Here is a 15,761-nt window from a genome sequence, read left to right as displayed (position 1 = left end):
TTATATAATATGCTATGTACTTTTCATAGGCATGATCCAAATATCATTTTTATAATTAATACTGGCTCGGTATGATTTCATGGCGTTCTGCCAATTATCATATTTATTTAAGTACACATATTTATAATTATTCTTAGGGTTAATAAAAATATTGGCATCGTAACCTTCTTGTTTTAATTTATCAACATAGTTCCTTGCATTTTTTTCTTCTGAAAATACATTCGCTATAATATAATATCCTTTGCTTCGTGGTTTAACTTTGGATGGTTTTTCTACTACCATCTCATCAGAATAACCTAACTCATCCGACTGAAAAATTCTAGTAACATACCTATCGGTACATTGACTCAATCCATTTTCTAAATAATCAATTTCAGTGTTTATTTCTGAATTGTACTTTCGAACTTTATCAGCTTTATTCCGGCTGTTGGAAGCATAGGCTTTATCTGTATTAGATGATGGGATTGCGTTTTTATTGTTGTCAATATTTAAAACCCAAACCGCATCAGAATAAGTTCCATTAAAATTATCTTGTTGTGCCTGTTGCGCTTCTTTTACAGTAGCATATCTTTCTATATAAACATATTTTAAACCGTTCTTTTCAAAGTAATCAGCATCAATTCCTTTACTTTTTAACTCCTCTAAAAATTTATTAAGGTATTCGTCCTTTTTAAATACGTTGGCAACAACGTAAGCTCCATCATCTACATTGGCTAGGTTTGTTGTTGTTGCTGATGCAGTTATCCTTTTATCAGAGCTTACGTTAGCACTACCAACAGGTTTTGAGGAAACCTCACTCTCTTTAGATTGTGTGTTCTTAGCGTAAGATCGTTTATTTGACGTTCCTATATTGTTATAATCATTAGTGTATTTTATTTGAGCTTTCTCATAAGCTTCTTCATCAATTTCTTTCATCATGGCAACGGCACGTGCTTTTACTTCTTGCTCATTCCCTTTTCCTTTATTGTCATTTACATATTTAATAATATATGCAAAGCGCTTATTTACATCATTTTTTCGTGCTTCTTCCATAGAGTCTTGCTTAAACATCATTTCATCAATAATCATGTTATTTTCAGCAACTAACTTACGTAGTCTAGCAATCTCTGCATCTTTATCGGTAATTGTATCTTGTGGGGTTTCATTTTCTACTAAAAGTAGTTCTTCATCTTCTTCTAAATCTTCAAAAACCCTATTCTCGCTTAAGGTTGGTTGGAAAGAATACGCAAAGTTTATTTCGTGGGTTAGCCCAAAATTAGATACTTGTCCGCTTACCCCTTTTTCCATTGTATAGCCTAACGACAGTCTTTTGGTAATATTAAATCCTAACCCAGCTGCAATTCCATAATAGTCATCATAACCTGTTTGTATCCATCCTAATTTTGGTAAGTCTAATATTAAACTTCCTGATAGATTTAAATCTTCTTCACCTACTCTTCTAACTCTTGTTAATGCAGATAGTTTGGCATCTTCCATAATACCAACACCATTTTTAAACCGATTGGTATACATTAAATGGCCTGTAAAAGTTTTATCGTTAAAATCGGTTAAAGACTCATTGGTTCTTAAGTTATAATCAAATGCATTCTCGGCATAAATACCAACATCAAAGCTTCCAATAGAAAGATTTATCCCTGGCTGAAAAGAAAGCAAAGAGCCATCTTGTAAATCTGCAATAGTTGGGTCGTCTGGTTGCGACGGATTAATATTGCTTTTATCAACACCGCTATTGTAATAAGACAAGTTGAAACCAAAAGTAAGGTTACTTTTTTCTGATAGTCGGATTCCATATGCGTAATTCGCCATAACACCAAAATTGGAGATGGTTCCAAAACGTTGGTGATAAACGCTTAATCCTAATCCTGAACGATCACTTATTCTTCCAGAATAACTTCCTAAATACGTTTGATAATTATCTTCAAAGTTTACCCATTGATTTCTATGATAAAGATTGAAATAAGAATAATCTTCGTTAACCGTTGAAAAAGTAGGATTGATTAAAAAACGATTAAACTTTAATGAGTTTTGAGCAGGAATGTCAATAGAAGCCACAGGTGCATCCTCCTGCGCAAAAAGGCAGGTGCTTAATATAAGTAGGATGTATAATAACCTGAGCTTCATTTTTTATTTAATAACTGTTATAGTTCCTTGCTTTAACGTTTCTTTTCCCTTAGTAATTCTGTAATAATAAATTGGAGGTCTACTCCCAGAATATGTTATACTGGATGACTCTGGCCAATTGTTTTGATAATCGTTTGTTGAATATATTGTTGCACCAGACTGCTCATAGATATTAATGGTAATATCTTTTTGATACGCATACGAATTTGGAATAATCCAAAGATCATTAAAGCCATCTCCGTTTGGTGTTATAACATTTGGCACCACATAACTCAATACATGGGTAACTTTTATGGTTTTAGAAACCTGGCAATCTCCTACCGCAACTAAAACAATGTATTCTCCTTCTTCAGATAGACTTACAGAAGGTCCATTACTTATCAATTCATTTTTAGTATTAAACCATTGGTAAGAATCTCCTCCAGAGGCTGTAACTACTTTAGAATCTCCCTCTGGAATTGCAATTGTTCCAGAAGCATCCAATGTTACTACAGAAGTATCAAAATCGTTTATCACAAATTCATTTGAAGCTACAGAACATCCGTAAGCGGATACTTCCATTTTATAAGTTCCTGAAAGGTTTGTAGTAAATGTTGGTTTAGTTTCTGTAAGTTCAACATTATTTCTAAACCATTTGTATTGGTATTCGCTATTTTTTACTGAAGATGTTATTTCAATCATATTGCCATTTTCACAAGTAACTGTTCCTGTTCCAGAAAGCACTGGCGTTTCAGACAATCCTAATTTTACATTAAATACATTGGATATAATTTCTTTCCCTCCTTCTAAGGAAACCTTTAAAGCATACGCTCCATTCAAGGAAGCCTTAGCAATAGTTATACTTTCTGACGTTTCTCCTGCCAAGTCTTTTTGATTATATACCCATTGGTATTTAGCATTTGTTAAAGCCGATTGAGGAAGTAAATAGGGAGTTCCGTCTGAATTTGTAGTTTCAATTTTATCCAGATTTAAAACAGCAGAACTATTACTACAATCTGAATAATTAGCAGCATTGATGGAAGCCGTATAGGCAGATGGTTCTGTAACAGAAATTGCATTTGTAATTCTACTGGCAGTACAACCATTGCTTTGAGTAACTTTAACGTAATAATCTCCAGCTACAGAAACTACTAACTCCTTAGAAGTCTCATTGGCTAATAAAGTTCCATTTCTATACCATTCAAAACTCGGCGATACAGCAGTAGTATTTGCTGTTAATTTTATAGATTGTTGAGGAAGCAATAAAGTTCCATTCGGACTTTCAAGTGATAATTCAAAACCGCCTGCTTCTATCTGTACAGTAGATGTTTTTTCGTTACATCCACCCGGTCTTTCAATTTGCACATAATAATCGCCTGCAAAACCAGGGTCATTACCCTTAACTTCCAGCGTATTACTATTATTTCTAACCAATAATTCGCCATCTTTATACCAAGCATACGTCATGGTTTCATCGGCTAAATCTGTTGTTAGTGTATAGGTTTGATCTTCGCAAAGCGATACTTTTTTGGCTCCTATTAATTCTACTCCGAGAGAATTTTCAATATAAACTTCAACTAAATTTGAAGCGGTAGAAGTAGAACAATAGCTCCCATAATCTATTTCAGCAAAATAAATTCCTGGCTCAGAAACTTCAATTGAAGGGCCGTTTTCTCCAGGAATCAGGGCCATGTCTTTGTACCAATTGTATGCTTCTTGGTTAGGATAATTATCCACCTCTAAATAAACGGTGGTAGCTTCACAGACGGAAGCTTCTTCAAAATTATTAACCACTAGAGGTTCTTGAACTGTAAGGTAATAAGCACCAAAAGGATCGCTTGAAGGACTTGTTTTAGCTGGATTCGTGCTACGAACACGTACTTTGTAATTTTCGCCACGCACAGTCTCGGGCATTTCAAATTCAATAGTAAAGTCGAATACTGTATTTTTATCTGTTAAGGTTGCTAGTGTAGTTGGGGAAGAAAAACTGCCGTTGGCATTGGAAAGCTCTAGAATAAACTCATTGTTGGATGCTACGATAGGCGTAGGATCCCACTTAAATTGTGCGGAAAAACTATTGAAGCCTTTGGAAGCACACGCATCTGAAAAACCTAAAACAGGCTTTTTTAAATCTTGTGCTTGCATACTAGAAGCCCCTAGAAGGAGCGAAAGTAGACAAAGACGAATAGATTTTTTGGGTAAAGTTCTATTCATTCGTTCATGTTTTAATTTGGGCAATCACAAAGTAACAACTTTCTATAATAGAAAACCAAAGTTATAAGATTTTTTCAACACTTTTTTGCTTTTGTGGTGAAATGAGGTTTTTTATATGCCAACGATGCTTTTCATAAAGTTATTCACAATTTCAGATCAAAACATACTAATCGGTTTATGGCATAAAAACAATAAACACGGTGTTTTTTACACATTTTGATACTTTTAGGGTTTGAAGGAAAATTAAGCTCAAATTTGTTAATAACTCAAAAATGAAGGAGGTGAAAATCGAAAAAAAGAAATGATTTTCCACACAAAAACTATCTTCTTGATAGAAGAAAATGATTCTTTAACCGAAAAATTATCATTTAGAACGAAGTTCAAACATTTAAATAGAGAATAACATTCTAATTCACTCTAAAATTTACGTAATTTTGCGGGCATAAGTTTTTATAAAATGGCAGAAGAAGAAAAATCATTAAATTTTATCGAACATATTATTGAAGACGATTTAAAAGAAGGCTTCGATAAGGAAAAACTACGTTTTCGTTTTCCTCCAGAACCAAACGGTTATTTGCATATTGGTCATGCAAGTTCTATTTGTTTAAATTTTGGACTTGGCGAAAAATACGATGCTCCTGTAAATCTTAGATTTGACGATACAAATCCAGCTAAAGAAGAGCAAGAATATGTGGATGCCATTAAGCGAGATGTAGAATGGCTAGGTTATAAATGGAGTGAAGTGCGCTATGCGTCAGATTATTTCCAACAACTATTTGATTGGGCTGTAGAGTTTATCAAAAACGGAAAAGCCTATGTTGACAGTCAGACTTCAGAAGAAATTGCAGCTCAAAAAGGAACTCCTACTACCCCTGGAACAGATAGTCCATACAGAAATCGTTCAGTAGAAGAAAATCTTGACCTTTTTCAACGCATGAAAAATGGAGAATTTGAATCTGGAACCCACGTATTACGTGCTAAAATAGATATGAGTTCTTCTAATATGCTTATGCGAGACCCTATAATGTATCGTATTCTTCATAAGGCTCACCACAGAACTAATACCGATTGGTGTATTTACCCAATGTACGATTGGACACATGGTGAGAGTGATTATATTGAACAAGTTTCTCATTCATTTTGTACACTAGAATTTGCTATGCACCGAGAATTGTACAATTGGTTTTTAGAGCAAGTTAGCAATCCTAACCAAGTGCAGCCTAAACAACGCGAATTTGCGAGACGAAATTTGAGTCACACTATAGTAAGCAAGCGTAAACTGCTTAGATTGGTAGAAGAAGGTATTGTAAATGGATGGGATGATCCAAGAATGCCAACAATTTCTGGCCTTAGAAGAAGAGGTTATACTCCTGAATCTATTAAGAATTTTGTCAAAACAATTGGAATTGCAAAAAGAGAAAACTTAATTGATGTTTCTTTATTAGAATTCCACGCTCGTGAAGATCTAAATAAAAAAGCGCCACGAATAATGGCAGTTTTAGACCCTTTAAAAGTAGTTATAACCAATTATCCTGAAAATACCGATGAGTATGTAGACTCTGAAAATAATCCTGAGGATGAAGTTCTTACCTACAGAAAAGTACCTTTTTCAAGAGAAATATATATAGAAAAGGAAGATTTTAGAGAAGAAGCTAACAGAAAATTCTTCCGCTTGAAATTAGGAGGGGAAGTTCGATTAAAAAATGCCTACATCATTAAAGCTGAAAAAGCAATTAAGGATGAAGATGGTAATATAATTGAAGTTCATTGTACTTACGACCCACTAAGTAAAAGTGGTAGTGGCACCGAAGAAAGTAAGCGTAAAGTAAAAGGTACGCTACACTGGGTTTCTATTAAAGATGCTAAAGAAGTAGAAGTTAGAGAATACGACCGTTTGTTTACAGAAGCAGAACCAGACAGACATGAAGGAAAAGATTTCTTAGAGTTTGTAAACCCAGACTCTTTAAGAGTTATAAAAGGATATGTAGAACCAAGTGTGGAAGAAGCCAAAATAGGCGACCATTTTCAATTCCAACGCATTGGGTATTTTAATGTTGACCCAGATTCTACCAACGAAAAATTAGTTTTTAATAAAACTGTAGGACTTCGAGACAGTTGGGCCAAGATTGATAAATCATAAAAGAATAATAAATTCTATATTTAAAAGCACTTTTCACAAAGTGCTTTTTTTATTTCTTTAACATAGAGTGTTAATAATAGGCTAATTACGACGTTTTATTCGTAAAATTCTCTCATTTTATGTATCTTAGGTACTATCAATTAACACACAACATATATTAATTCAAAAAAAATAAAACTATGTCAAGCAACACAGGAAATACATTATTAGCATTATTAACAGGAGCAGCAATTGGAGCAGGAATAGGTATTTTATATGCTCCAGAAAAAGGAGATGTTACTAGAAAAAAAATTCAGAAAAATGCTAAAAAAACTCAGAAAGAGTTAGAAAAGCAATTAAAAAAAACAACGTCTCAATTAAGCACTAAAGCGGATAAAGCTAGAGTAGATTTTGAATCTAAACTTGAAGACACTTTATCTTCTATGAGTTACAAAGCCGATGATATTTTAGTAGCTTTAGAAGCTAAATTAGAAGAATTAAGAGAAAAAAATGCTAAACTTCAAAAAGACGGGATTGTAAATAAAATTGAATCGAAAGTAGCAAAAGCAACTAAATAGACTCCATATATGTCTTTAAACAATATTTCTGAAAACGCTGAAAATCTTCATAAAAGTGCTCAAGAATATATTGAGCATAATTACGATTACTACAGACTTAGCGCTTTTAAAAAGATAACTAAAGGAACTACTTCAATGATTATGTTTATAATCATTGGAGCTGTTCTTTTTGGAGCTATGTTATTACTAACATTTGCAATAGCCTTATTTATAGGAGCTTGGTTAGATAATTTAGGGCTCGGATTTTTAATTCTTGGAGCATTCTATATTATAATTGCCCTCATAATTTATTATGGCTTCAGAAAAACAATCGAGAGAAAAGTATTGGTAAAAGCTTCGAAAGATTTTTTTGATGGCGATTAATATTATATAAATGAGCCTTGAAGAATTAGACCTAGCTATGAGGCATTAAAACAATAAAAGTAAACATATGAAAGTTTATACTTCATTTGAAGAAATAGATAAAGACCTAAAAGTATTACGGTTACAAAAAGATATTTCCAAGGAAGAGATAAAGCTGAATTTTGAAGGCTTAAAAGAAGACCTTGGATTTCTAAATGTAGTTGGTAGAACTGCAGGATTTATCTTAAAAAGAGCCCTAGCCTTAAAAGTTGTAAAAAAAATATTTGGCTAAAAAATAACTTCCAAGCATAGAAAATGTAGTGAATGGAAGAAAAAAGCGTTGTTGGAATTGAATTTCAACAACGCTTTTTATATTTTAATAGACTCTTGTAAACTCTGCTTTAATTCTTCCTGTTTTTAAGCTGAAAAAAATTTGTTGTAAACAAGACTGCAAACCCAACCCATATAAGTCTGTATAACCAAATATTAATTTCTTGACCAATAAAAGTAGGCGATTCCATTTCACCAAAAAAACTGTAAGCAATATTTCCAATAGCTAAAATGCTTAAAAAAATGTAAATTATTTTATTGAACATCATGCTTTAGTCTACTTATTATTCTTTCCATCTTGCTCCTCTCGCTGGCGTTTCATAGCTTCTCCAATTTGATTACTTGCAGTAAACGAGGCTACCATATTGTTTAGCATATCACTCCCCGCTTGTGGAGAATTTGGAAGTAAAATTAAATTACTATTAGTTTCTTCACCTATAGATTGAAGCGTGTCATAATGTTGAGTAACCACAATTAAAGCAGAAGCTTCTTGAGAGTTAATTCCAACTTTATTTAAAACTTCAACAGACTCTTCAAGACCACGTGCTATTTCTCTTCGTTGATCTGCAATACCTTGTCCTTGTAGCCTTTTGCTTTCAGCCTCAGCCTTCGCCTTTTCAACAATAAGTATTCTAGCGGCATCTCCTTCAAACTGAGCAGCAATTTTCTCGCGCTCTGACGCATTAATTCGGTTCATAGCTGCTTTTACTTGCGCATCAGGATCAATGTCCGTTACAAGCGTTTTAATAATGTCATAACCATAATCTAGCATTGCATCTTGTAATTCTTCTTTTACAGCAATAGCAATATCGTCTTTCTTAACAAAAACATCATCTAATTTCATCTTAGGAACTTCTGCGCGTACTACATCAAAAACATAAGATGTTATTTGTTCGTGCGGATATTCTAATTGATAAAACGCTTCATAAATTTTATTTTTCAGCACTAAAAACTGAACTGATATTTTTAGCTTAACAAAAACATCATCCAAAGTTTTGGTTTCTACAATAACATCTAACTGCTGAATTTTTAAACTTAAACGCCCAGCAATTTTATCTACTAATGGAATTTTTAAATGAAGTCCGGAGTTTCGAATGCTATGGAATTTACCAAAACGCTCAATGGTTACGGCTGTTTGTTGTTTTACAACGAAAAAGGAACTAAAAAGAATAATAATTCCGAAGAAAAAAATAGGTATTAGAAAAATCATAATTATAAATATTTGTAAATGATTGACGTTGGTAAATTACGAATAATTAAAGAATTGTAAATAAAATATTAGAAAATAATTGATATCTAATAAAGGATACACATTAATGAAAAAACAAACCCCGAAGTTGTATAACAACTTCGGGGTTTAGTATGGTTAAAAAAGAAGTAATTATCCTAAAACTTCAACAGCTTTTTGGAGTCGGTTTACGGTTTCTTCTTTTCCAATAAGTTCTATAATATCAAAAACATGAGGTCCTTTCATTTCTCCAACCAAGGCTAAACGCAAGGGTGGCATTACTTGTCCGAAGCCAAGTTCTTTGTCGGAAATCCATTGTTTTACTACTGCTTCTATATTTTTAGAAGAAAATTCGCCTATTTCATTAATCACAGGAACAAGTTCATTTATATACTCATTAGTATTTTCTTTCCATTGCTTTTTACTAGCTTTAGCGTCATAAGTAGATGGAGCAGTAAAGAAAAAACTGCTCAATTCCCAAAATTCAGAAACAAAACTAGCACGTTCTTTTATAAGTGAAACTACTTTTTCTACATAATCCACTTCCGCATTAATTGCTTGAGCTACCAGCATTGGCATATAACGTGCAGCCAATTCCTTATCTTCTTTTTGTTGAAGATATTGATGATTATACCATTTGGTTTTATCAGGATCAAAACGAGCTCCAGCTTTATGTACTTTTTCTAATTCGAAGGCATTTATTAATTCATCTAAATTAAAAATCTCTTGTTCAGTCCCTGGATTCCATCCTAAAAACGCTAAGAAATTAATCACTGCATCATTAAAATATCCATCTTCTTTGTATCCACGTGAAACATCTCCTGTTGTAGGATCTTTCCATTCTAAAGGAAAAACAGGGAATCCTAATTTATCTCCATCCCGTTTACTTAATTTTCCTTTTCCTGTTGGTTTTAAAATAAGTGGTAAATGTGCAAATTCAGGAGCTTGCCATTCAAAAGCACGATAAAGCAGCACATGTAATGCCATTGAAGGAAGCCATTCTTCACCACGAATAACATGGGTAATTTCCATTAAATGGTCGTCTACAATATTTGCTAAATGATAGGTTGGCATTCCATCGCTTTTAAACAACACCTTATCATCTAAAATATTAGTGTCAATTTCAATAGCTCCGCGGATAATATCTTTTAAATGAAGTTTTTCATCTTGAGGAGATTTAAAACGAATAACATAATCTTCTCCAGCATTTATCTTTTTCTGAACTTCTTCAGTAGAAAGCGATAAAGAATTTTTTAATTTTAAACGATTGTGCCAATTATAAATAAAGGTTTTCCCTTTTTCTTCATGGTCTTTGCGGTGCTCATCTAATTCCTCGGCTGTATCAAAAGCATAATATGCCCAACCATTATTAATTAATGTATCAGCATAGTTTTTGTATAAATCCTTACGTTCACTTTGACGAAAAGGACCGTATTTTTTTTGTATTTCTTCGGAAGAACTGGGTCCTTGATCATAAGGAATATTCAACCATTTTAAAGCAGCTACGATATATTCTTCAGCACCTTCTACATATCTATTTTGGTCGGTATCTTCAATACGTAAAAGAAAATCTCCTCCATGTTTTTTTGCAAATAAATAGTTAAATAAAGCAGTTCTAACTCCACCAATATGTAGTGGACCTGTTGGACTAGGCGCAAAACGCACACGTACTTTTGTACTCATCATTTAAATTTTTGGCAAAGATACTTTATTTGAATTGAGTTACGAAGTTATGGATAGGAAGTTAAAAAGGAAAATAGCTAAAAGAACAATTTTGGTATAAATTTTATGTGTAATCAAAAAATGAATTGATTACACGCTACTTAAAAGAAGTTTATAAAATAAATATAGCCAGCTTATTTAGCAATTCTATGATAAATTTTAAGAACAACTTGAAACACAAAAAATGCAATAAACCCTACAACCAAACCAGCAAGAAAATCTTTTAACATACTTGGCATCCATGGAAATAGATGATGCATAAATTCAATATGATTAAAAATTCCTCCCGCAACCAACAACAAAGCAATAGTTCCAATAACACTCAAAGCCTGAATAACTTTAGGTAAGGCATTTACTAATAACTGACCAATTTTATGCAAAAAACTTTTCTCACTTTTACTTTTAGCAATTAGTTTATAGCCTGCTTCATCCATTCTTACAATGAGCGCTACAATTCCGTAAACCCCTACAGTTGCAATAAGCGCAATAATACTAACTACAATAATTTGATTCCATATTTCTTGACCAACAACGGTTCCGAGCGCTATAATTACAATTTCCACAGAAAGAATAAAATCGGTTATAATGGCCGATTTAATACGTTCTTTTTCGATTGCTAAAATTTCTTCTTTTGTTTGCACTTCTTTTAATTCTTCAGCTTTAGAATTATGGTGTGGTACAAAAAAATGATATATTTTTTCGGCACCCTCAAAGGCTAAGTATATCCCTCCTATTATTAAAATGATATTAATAGCCCATGGTAAAAAAGCACTTAAAAGAAAAGCAACCGGGAGAATAATCAATTTATTAATTAAAGATCCTTTAGAAATTGCCCATAATACAGGAATCTCTCTAGATGAAGCAAAACCAGAGGCTTTTTCGGCATTAACAGCTAAATCGTCTCCTAAAATTCCAGCTGTTTTTTTTGCAGCTACTTTGCTCATTGCAGCTACATCATCCATAAGCGTAGCAATATCGTCTAGAATTGCAAAAATCCCTGAAGCCATATTTTGTATAATTAAAATTCTGTATAAAAATAGCAGAATATTTATATGAAAACCAAACATGTACAGCGATTTAATATAAAAACGTGAGTTCGATATAAATCTAAATATAGAATAGGATTAACTATTTTCTTTTCAATTACTTAAACCTAATTTCATTTTTGTCTTGACACAAAAACGAAACAAAAAAGTCAAAACTGATTTAAAAAGTATTGAAAATCTATAGCAACAGCTTCAAAGAAAAATTAAAATCAGTTAAAATAACCCTATTTTCTAACTCGTTTAAAATTCATAATTTACATTAAAATATTAGAAGTTGCTTTTGTTAATTTCGACTAACATAAAAAATACTTGAATATCCCAATTGTAACGAATGAATGCACTAGAGAACATAAAACAAAAATTAGAAGGTTTTTTACGTAAATATTATGTGAATGAACTGATAAAAGGGACTTTTTTGTTTATTGGAATTGGATTATTATATTTTATATTAACGGTTTTATTAGAATATTTTATTTGGTTTGGTACTGCTGGCCGTCTTATTTTATTTTGGCTTTTTATAACTATAGAAACCATATTATTTCTAAAATTTATTGTGAGTCCGTTATTATATCTTTTCAAAATTAGAAAAGGGATAGATTATAAAACAGCTTCTTCAATTATTGGAAATCATTTTCCAGAGGTTAACGACAAGCTTTTAAATGTTTTACAACTTTCGGAAAATGCGGAAAAATCTGATTTACTCCTTGCTAGTATTGAACAGAAAAGTGGAACTCTTACTCCCATTCCCTTTCAAACTGCAATAAACTATAAAGCAAATTTAAAATATGTATGGTATGCATTAGCTCCAATATTTTTTATACTGATTGTTATAATTATTGGAAAAAGCAACTTGTTTACAGAGAGTTATAAAAGAGTTATAGATTATAAAACGGCATATACACCTCCAGCTCCTTTTCAGTTTTTTATTTTAAACGATTCTTTACAAGCTATTGAAGGACAGAGTTATACATTAAAAGTAAATACTGCAGGAAAATATGTCCCTGAGAATGTACAGATTAACGTTGATGGAAATTTATTTTTTATGCAACAAAAAACAATAGGAACATTTGAGTATGAATTTACTCAACCTAAAAAAGACATTAAATTTAATCTTACGGCAAACAATGTTTCATCTCAACAATATAGTTTAAAGGTAATTTCAACGCCATCATTAGTTTCTTTTGAAATGCTATTAGAATATCCAAAGTATACAGGAAAAAAATCTGAAATCTTAAAAAGCACTGGAAATGCAGTAATTCCCGAAGGAACAGCTATAAAATGGCTGCTTAAAACTACCAAAACAGATGCAGTTTCGCTACAACTTAAAGACACTGTTCTTAATTTCAACAAAAATGAAAATCAGTTTGAATTATCTAAAAATATATATTCAAATCTTAATTATACCATTTCTACCAGTAATAAAAATTTAAAGAATTATGAAAACTTAGGCTATTCAATTTCTGTTATAAAAGATCAATACCCAGAGATTAAAGTAGAAGAAAAAGTAGATAGTTTACATAATGAAAGAAGAATTTATATAGGTCAGATTTCAGATGATTATGGCTTACAAAAATTAAATCTAGTCTATTATCCACAAGGAACAGATAGTATAAATAAGCTAGCAATACCTACTAAAAATGGAAGTTACGACAGATTTGCATACATATTTCCAGAAAATTTAAATTTAAATGCCGGAACTACCTACAAGTTTTATTTTGAAGTAATAGATAATGACGCAATTAATGGTGGAAAGACTGCTAAAAGTAATGTTTATGGATATCGAAAGCTTACAAATTCAGAATTAAAAAACCAACAGTTAAAAAAGCAACAAGAGAATATCCAGGAAATGGAGAATTCTTTAAACCAAATAGAATCTCAAGAAAAACAATTAGATAAAATTAGCGAAACAAATAAACAAAAAAACCAACTGAACTATAATGATAAAAAGAAAATAGCTAATTATTTAGAAAGACAACAGCAGCAAGATCAAATGATGAAGAGATACCATGAGGAGCTACAACAAAATTTAGAAGAATTTCAAAAGGGAAATAAAGAAAAATCTGAACTGAATAAATTGTTGCAAGAACGCTTAGAGCGACAGCAAAAAGAGATGGAAAAAAATGAAAAGCTGATGGAACAATTGAAGGAAATTTCTGATAAAATTAATAAAGAAGAGTTGTCTAAGCGATTGGAACAAATGGCTAAGCAGCAGAAAAAAGATAGCAGAAATTTAGAACAGTTATTAGAACTAACCAAAAGGTATTATACTACTGCTAAAGCTGAGAAAATTAAAAAAGATTTAGAAGATCTTGCTAAGAAACAACGTGATTTATCTAATGAAACAGAAGAAGAAAATAGTGTTGATAAACAAGAACAATTAAATACTGATTTTGAAAATATTCAGGAAGAAATAAAGGATTTAAAAGAGCAAAATGAAAAGCTTGAGAAACCCATGGAGCTTGGAACAGATACAAAAAAAGAGGAAGAAATTAAAGCTGCACAAAAAGAAGCAACAGAAAAATTAGAAGAAAAATCTACTGATAATTCTGAAGACAATAAATCTGAAAATCAAGCTAAGCAAAAACAACAAAAGGCAGCCAAGAAAATTGAGGAACTGGCAAAACAAATGGGAAGTATGATGCAAGCTGGGAATGAGGAAGGAATGATTGAAGATATGGAATCATTACGTCAAATTTTAGATAATCTATTAGTGTTTTCGTTTGATCAGGAAGAGATTATGGAACGTATTCAAAACTACAATGAACAAAATTCAAACCTATCGGTATATTTAAGAAAGCAAAATGAATTACGTACCCTCTTTGAACATGTAGATGATAGTTTATTTGCCCTGTCTTTGAGGCAACCAAAAATATCAGAAAAAATAAATGAAAACATTGAGAGCATCTATTATAACATTGATAGAACATTAGAACAATTTGCCGAAAATCAATATTATCAAGGAATTTCTCATCAGCAATATACCTTAACTGCAACAAACGAATTAGCAGATTTTTTAAGTGATGTTTTGAATAATATGCAACAAAGTATGGCTTCTGGTCAATCTGGAGGTAGTGGTAAAAGTTTTCAACTACCAGATATTATTCAGTCGCAAGAAGAATTAAATAAACAAATGCAGCAAGGCTTGGAAAAGGGAAAAGAAGGACAAAAACCTTCTGAGGGAAATGAAGGAGAAGAACAAAATGGAGATAAAAAAGGAACAAAAAAAGGAGAAGGTTTAGAAAATGAAAAGATGTCTGGAGAAGTTTTTGAAATTTATAAGCAGCAACAAGAATTAAGAAATGAATTAGAAAAACAACTAGAAAATATAAACGGTGCTGGTGAGAAACAACATGCTAAAAAATTAGCAAACGAAATGGAGCAGATAGAAAACAATTTGTTAGAAAAAGGTTTTAATGAAGCTACTCAACAAAAAATGTTACAATTACAGCATCAATTATTAAAGTTGGAAGATGCTACATTAAAACAAGGACAAAAAGAAGAAAGGGAAAGTAATACAAATACTAAGGAATTTGAAAATTCTTCTACAAATAATTTACCTGAAATACAACAATATTTTAATGAAGTTGAAATATTAAATAGACAAGCCTTACCTTTGCGGCAAAATTACAAGCAAAAAGTAAACGCTTATTTTAGAAAGGATGATTAGTTTTAATTACGAGACCGAATTTAAGATTGAAAACGAGAAAAGTTTTGAGGATTGGATACTTAAAACTATCAAATCTGAAGACAAAGAGTTAGGTGAAATAAACTATATATTTTGTGATGATGAATACTTGCATAAAATTAATGTTGACTATTTGAATCACGATACGCTGACAGATATTATCAGTTTTGATTATTCGGATGCACATACAATAGCTGGAGATATTTTTATTTCTGTTGAAAGGGTTAAAGAAAATGCCGACGAATATAGCGTAAGTTTTGACACAGAATTAAAAAGGGTTATGGCACATGGTATTCTTCATTACTGTGGATATAAAGACAAAACCGAAGAAGATACAAAAATAATGCGTACAAAAGAAGAGGAAAAAATAGCATTATTTAAATAGACTACAAGAACA

Annotated in this window: 11 protein-coding genes; 6 read left to right on the top strand and 5 right to left on the bottom strand. The window is 31.8% G+C overall.

Features of this window, described 5'->3' with window-relative positions; genetic code table 11:
- Nucleotides 1–12 precede the first annotated feature (12 nt).
- Both JOOMADRAFT_RS04125 and JOOMADRAFT_RS04120 read right to left on the bottom strand, forming a co-directional pair.
- A complete protein-coding gene (locus tag JOOMADRAFT_RS04125) occupies nt 13–2,121 on the bottom strand; it encodes a PorP/SprF family type IX secretion system membrane protein (RefSeq protein WP_008611512.1) in 2,109 nt (702 codons plus the stop codon).
- Between the two features lie 3 nt (nt 2,122–2,124).
- A complete protein-coding gene (locus JOOMADRAFT_RS04120; protein ID WP_008611511.1) occupies nt 2,125–4,314 on the bottom strand; it encodes a T9SS type B sorting domain-containing protein in 2,190 nt (729 codons plus the stop codon).
- Between the two features lie 457 nt (nt 4,315–4,771).
- Between JOOMADRAFT_RS04120 and JOOMADRAFT_RS04115 the strand changes: the two genes are divergently transcribed.
- The 4 genes from JOOMADRAFT_RS04115 to JOOMADRAFT_RS04100 all read left to right on the top strand — a co-directional run bounded on the left by JOOMADRAFT_RS04115 (nt 4,772) and on the right by JOOMADRAFT_RS04100 (nt 7,645).
- The gene (locus tag JOOMADRAFT_RS04115) at nt 4,772–6,454 is read left to right on the top strand and encodes a glutamine--tRNA ligase/YqeY domain fusion protein (protein WP_008611508.1); all 1,683 of its coding nucleotides are present in this window, start codon (nt 4,772–4,774) and stop codon (nt 6,452–6,454) included.
- Between the two features lie 179 nt (nt 6,455–6,633).
- Nucleotides 6,634–7,011 (top strand): YtxH domain-containing protein, encoded by a 378-nt coding sequence (locus tag JOOMADRAFT_RS04110; RefSeq protein WP_008611507.1) that lies wholly within the window; start codon nt 6,634–6,636, stop codon nt 7,009–7,011.
- A gap of 9 nt (nt 7,012–7,020) precedes the next feature.
- Nucleotides 7,021–7,374 (top strand): phage holin family protein, encoded by a 354-nt coding sequence (locus JOOMADRAFT_RS04105; protein ID WP_008611506.1) that lies wholly within the window; start codon nt 7,021–7,023, stop codon nt 7,372–7,374.
- A gap of 67 nt (nt 7,375–7,441) precedes the next feature.
- Complete coding sequence (locus tag JOOMADRAFT_RS04100; protein ID WP_008611505.1) at nt 7,442–7,645, top strand: DUF6327 family protein; 204 nt, start codon at nt 7,442–7,444, stop codon at nt 7,643–7,645.
- A gap of 315 nt (nt 7,646–7,960) precedes the next feature.
- Here JOOMADRAFT_RS04100 and JOOMADRAFT_RS04090 read toward each other — a convergent pair whose 3' ends face one another.
- The 3 genes from JOOMADRAFT_RS04090 to JOOMADRAFT_RS04080 form a co-directional block, all read right to left on the bottom strand.
- Entirely contained in the window at nt 7,961–8,893 is a 933-nt protein-coding gene (locus tag JOOMADRAFT_RS04090) for an SPFH domain-containing protein (RefSeq protein WP_008611503.1), read from the bottom strand.
- A 171-nt stretch (nt 8,894–9,064) separates the two neighbouring features.
- Nucleotides 9,065–10,594, bottom strand: a complete 1,530-nt coding sequence (gene gltX / locus JOOMADRAFT_RS04085; RefSeq protein ID WP_040879522.1) for a glutamate--tRNA ligase — start codon at nt 10,592–10,594, stop codon at nt 9,065–9,067.
- Between the two features lie 173 nt (nt 10,595–10,767).
- The gene (locus tag JOOMADRAFT_RS04080) at nt 10,768–11,640 is read right to left on the bottom strand and encodes a DUF808 domain-containing protein (protein ID WP_008611501.1); all 873 of its coding nucleotides are present in this window, start codon (nt 11,638–11,640) and stop codon (nt 10,768–10,770) included.
- Between the two features lie 370 nt (nt 11,641–12,010).
- Here JOOMADRAFT_RS04080 and JOOMADRAFT_RS04075 point away from each other — a divergent pair, with 370 nt between their 5' ends.
- Complete coding sequence (locus JOOMADRAFT_RS04075) at nt 12,011–15,346, top strand: DUF4175 family protein (RefSeq protein WP_008611500.1); 3,336 nt, start codon at nt 12,011–12,013, stop codon at nt 15,344–15,346.
- On the top strand, nt 15,339–15,749 hold the full coding sequence (gene ybeY / locus JOOMADRAFT_RS04070; protein WP_008611499.1) for an rRNA maturation RNase YbeY: 411 nt from the start codon (nt 15,339–15,341) through the stop codon (nt 15,747–15,749). The genes JOOMADRAFT_RS04075 and ybeY overlap by 8 nt, the downstream gene beginning before the upstream one ends.
- Nucleotides 15,750–15,761: the final 12 nt, after the last annotated feature.

The organism is Galbibacter orientalis DSM 19592 (genome assembly GCF_000260115.1).
GTDB lineage: Bacteria > Bacteroidota > Bacteroidia > Flavobacteriales > Flavobacteriaceae > Galbibacter > Galbibacter orientalis.
The sequence above is the reverse complement of the archived record's forward strand: the minus strand, read 5'-3'. Positions and strand labels throughout refer to the sequence as shown.

Bases quoted from the DNA above. Each gene is read 5' to 3' on its own strand.
- JOOMADRAFT_RS04115 (WP_008611508.1), top strand. From the start codon at position 4,772: ATGGCAGAAGAAGAAAAATCATTAAATTTTATCGAACATATTATTGAA.
- JOOMADRAFT_RS04090 (WP_008611503.1), bottom strand. From the start codon at position 8,893: ATGATTTTTCTAATACCTATTTTTTTCTTCGGAATTATTATTCTTTTT.
- JOOMADRAFT_RS04080 (WP_008611501.1), bottom strand. From the start codon at position 11,640: ATGGCTTCAGGGATTTTTGCAATTCTAGACGATATTGCTACGCTTATG.
- JOOMADRAFT_RS04100 (WP_008611505.1), top strand. From the start codon at position 7,442: ATGAAAGTTTATACTTCATTTGAAGAAATAGATAAAGACCTAAAAGTA.
- JOOMADRAFT_RS04125 (WP_008611512.1), bottom strand. From the start codon at position 2,121: ATGAAGCTCAGGTTATTATACATCCTACTTATATTAAGCACCTGCCTT.
- ybeY (WP_008611499.1), top strand. From the start codon at position 15,339: ATGATTAGTTTTAATTACGAGACCGAATTTAAGATTGAAAACGAGAAA.
- JOOMADRAFT_RS04105 (WP_008611506.1), top strand. From the start codon at position 7,021: ATGTCTTTAAACAATATTTCTGAAAACGCTGAAAATCTTCATAAAAGT.
- JOOMADRAFT_RS04110 (WP_008611507.1), top strand. From the start codon at position 6,634: ATGTCAAGCAACACAGGAAATACATTATTAGCATTATTAACAGGAGCA.
- gltX (WP_040879522.1), bottom strand. From the start codon at position 10,594: ATGAGTACAAAAGTACGTGTGCGTTTTGCGCCTAGTCCAACAGGTCCA.
- JOOMADRAFT_RS04075 (WP_008611500.1), top strand. From the start codon at position 12,011: ATGAATGCACTAGAGAACATAAAACAAAAATTAGAAGGTTTTTTACGT.
- JOOMADRAFT_RS04120 (WP_008611511.1), bottom strand. From the start codon at position 4,314: ATGAATAGAACTTTACCCAAAAAATCTATTCGTCTTTGTCTACTTTCG.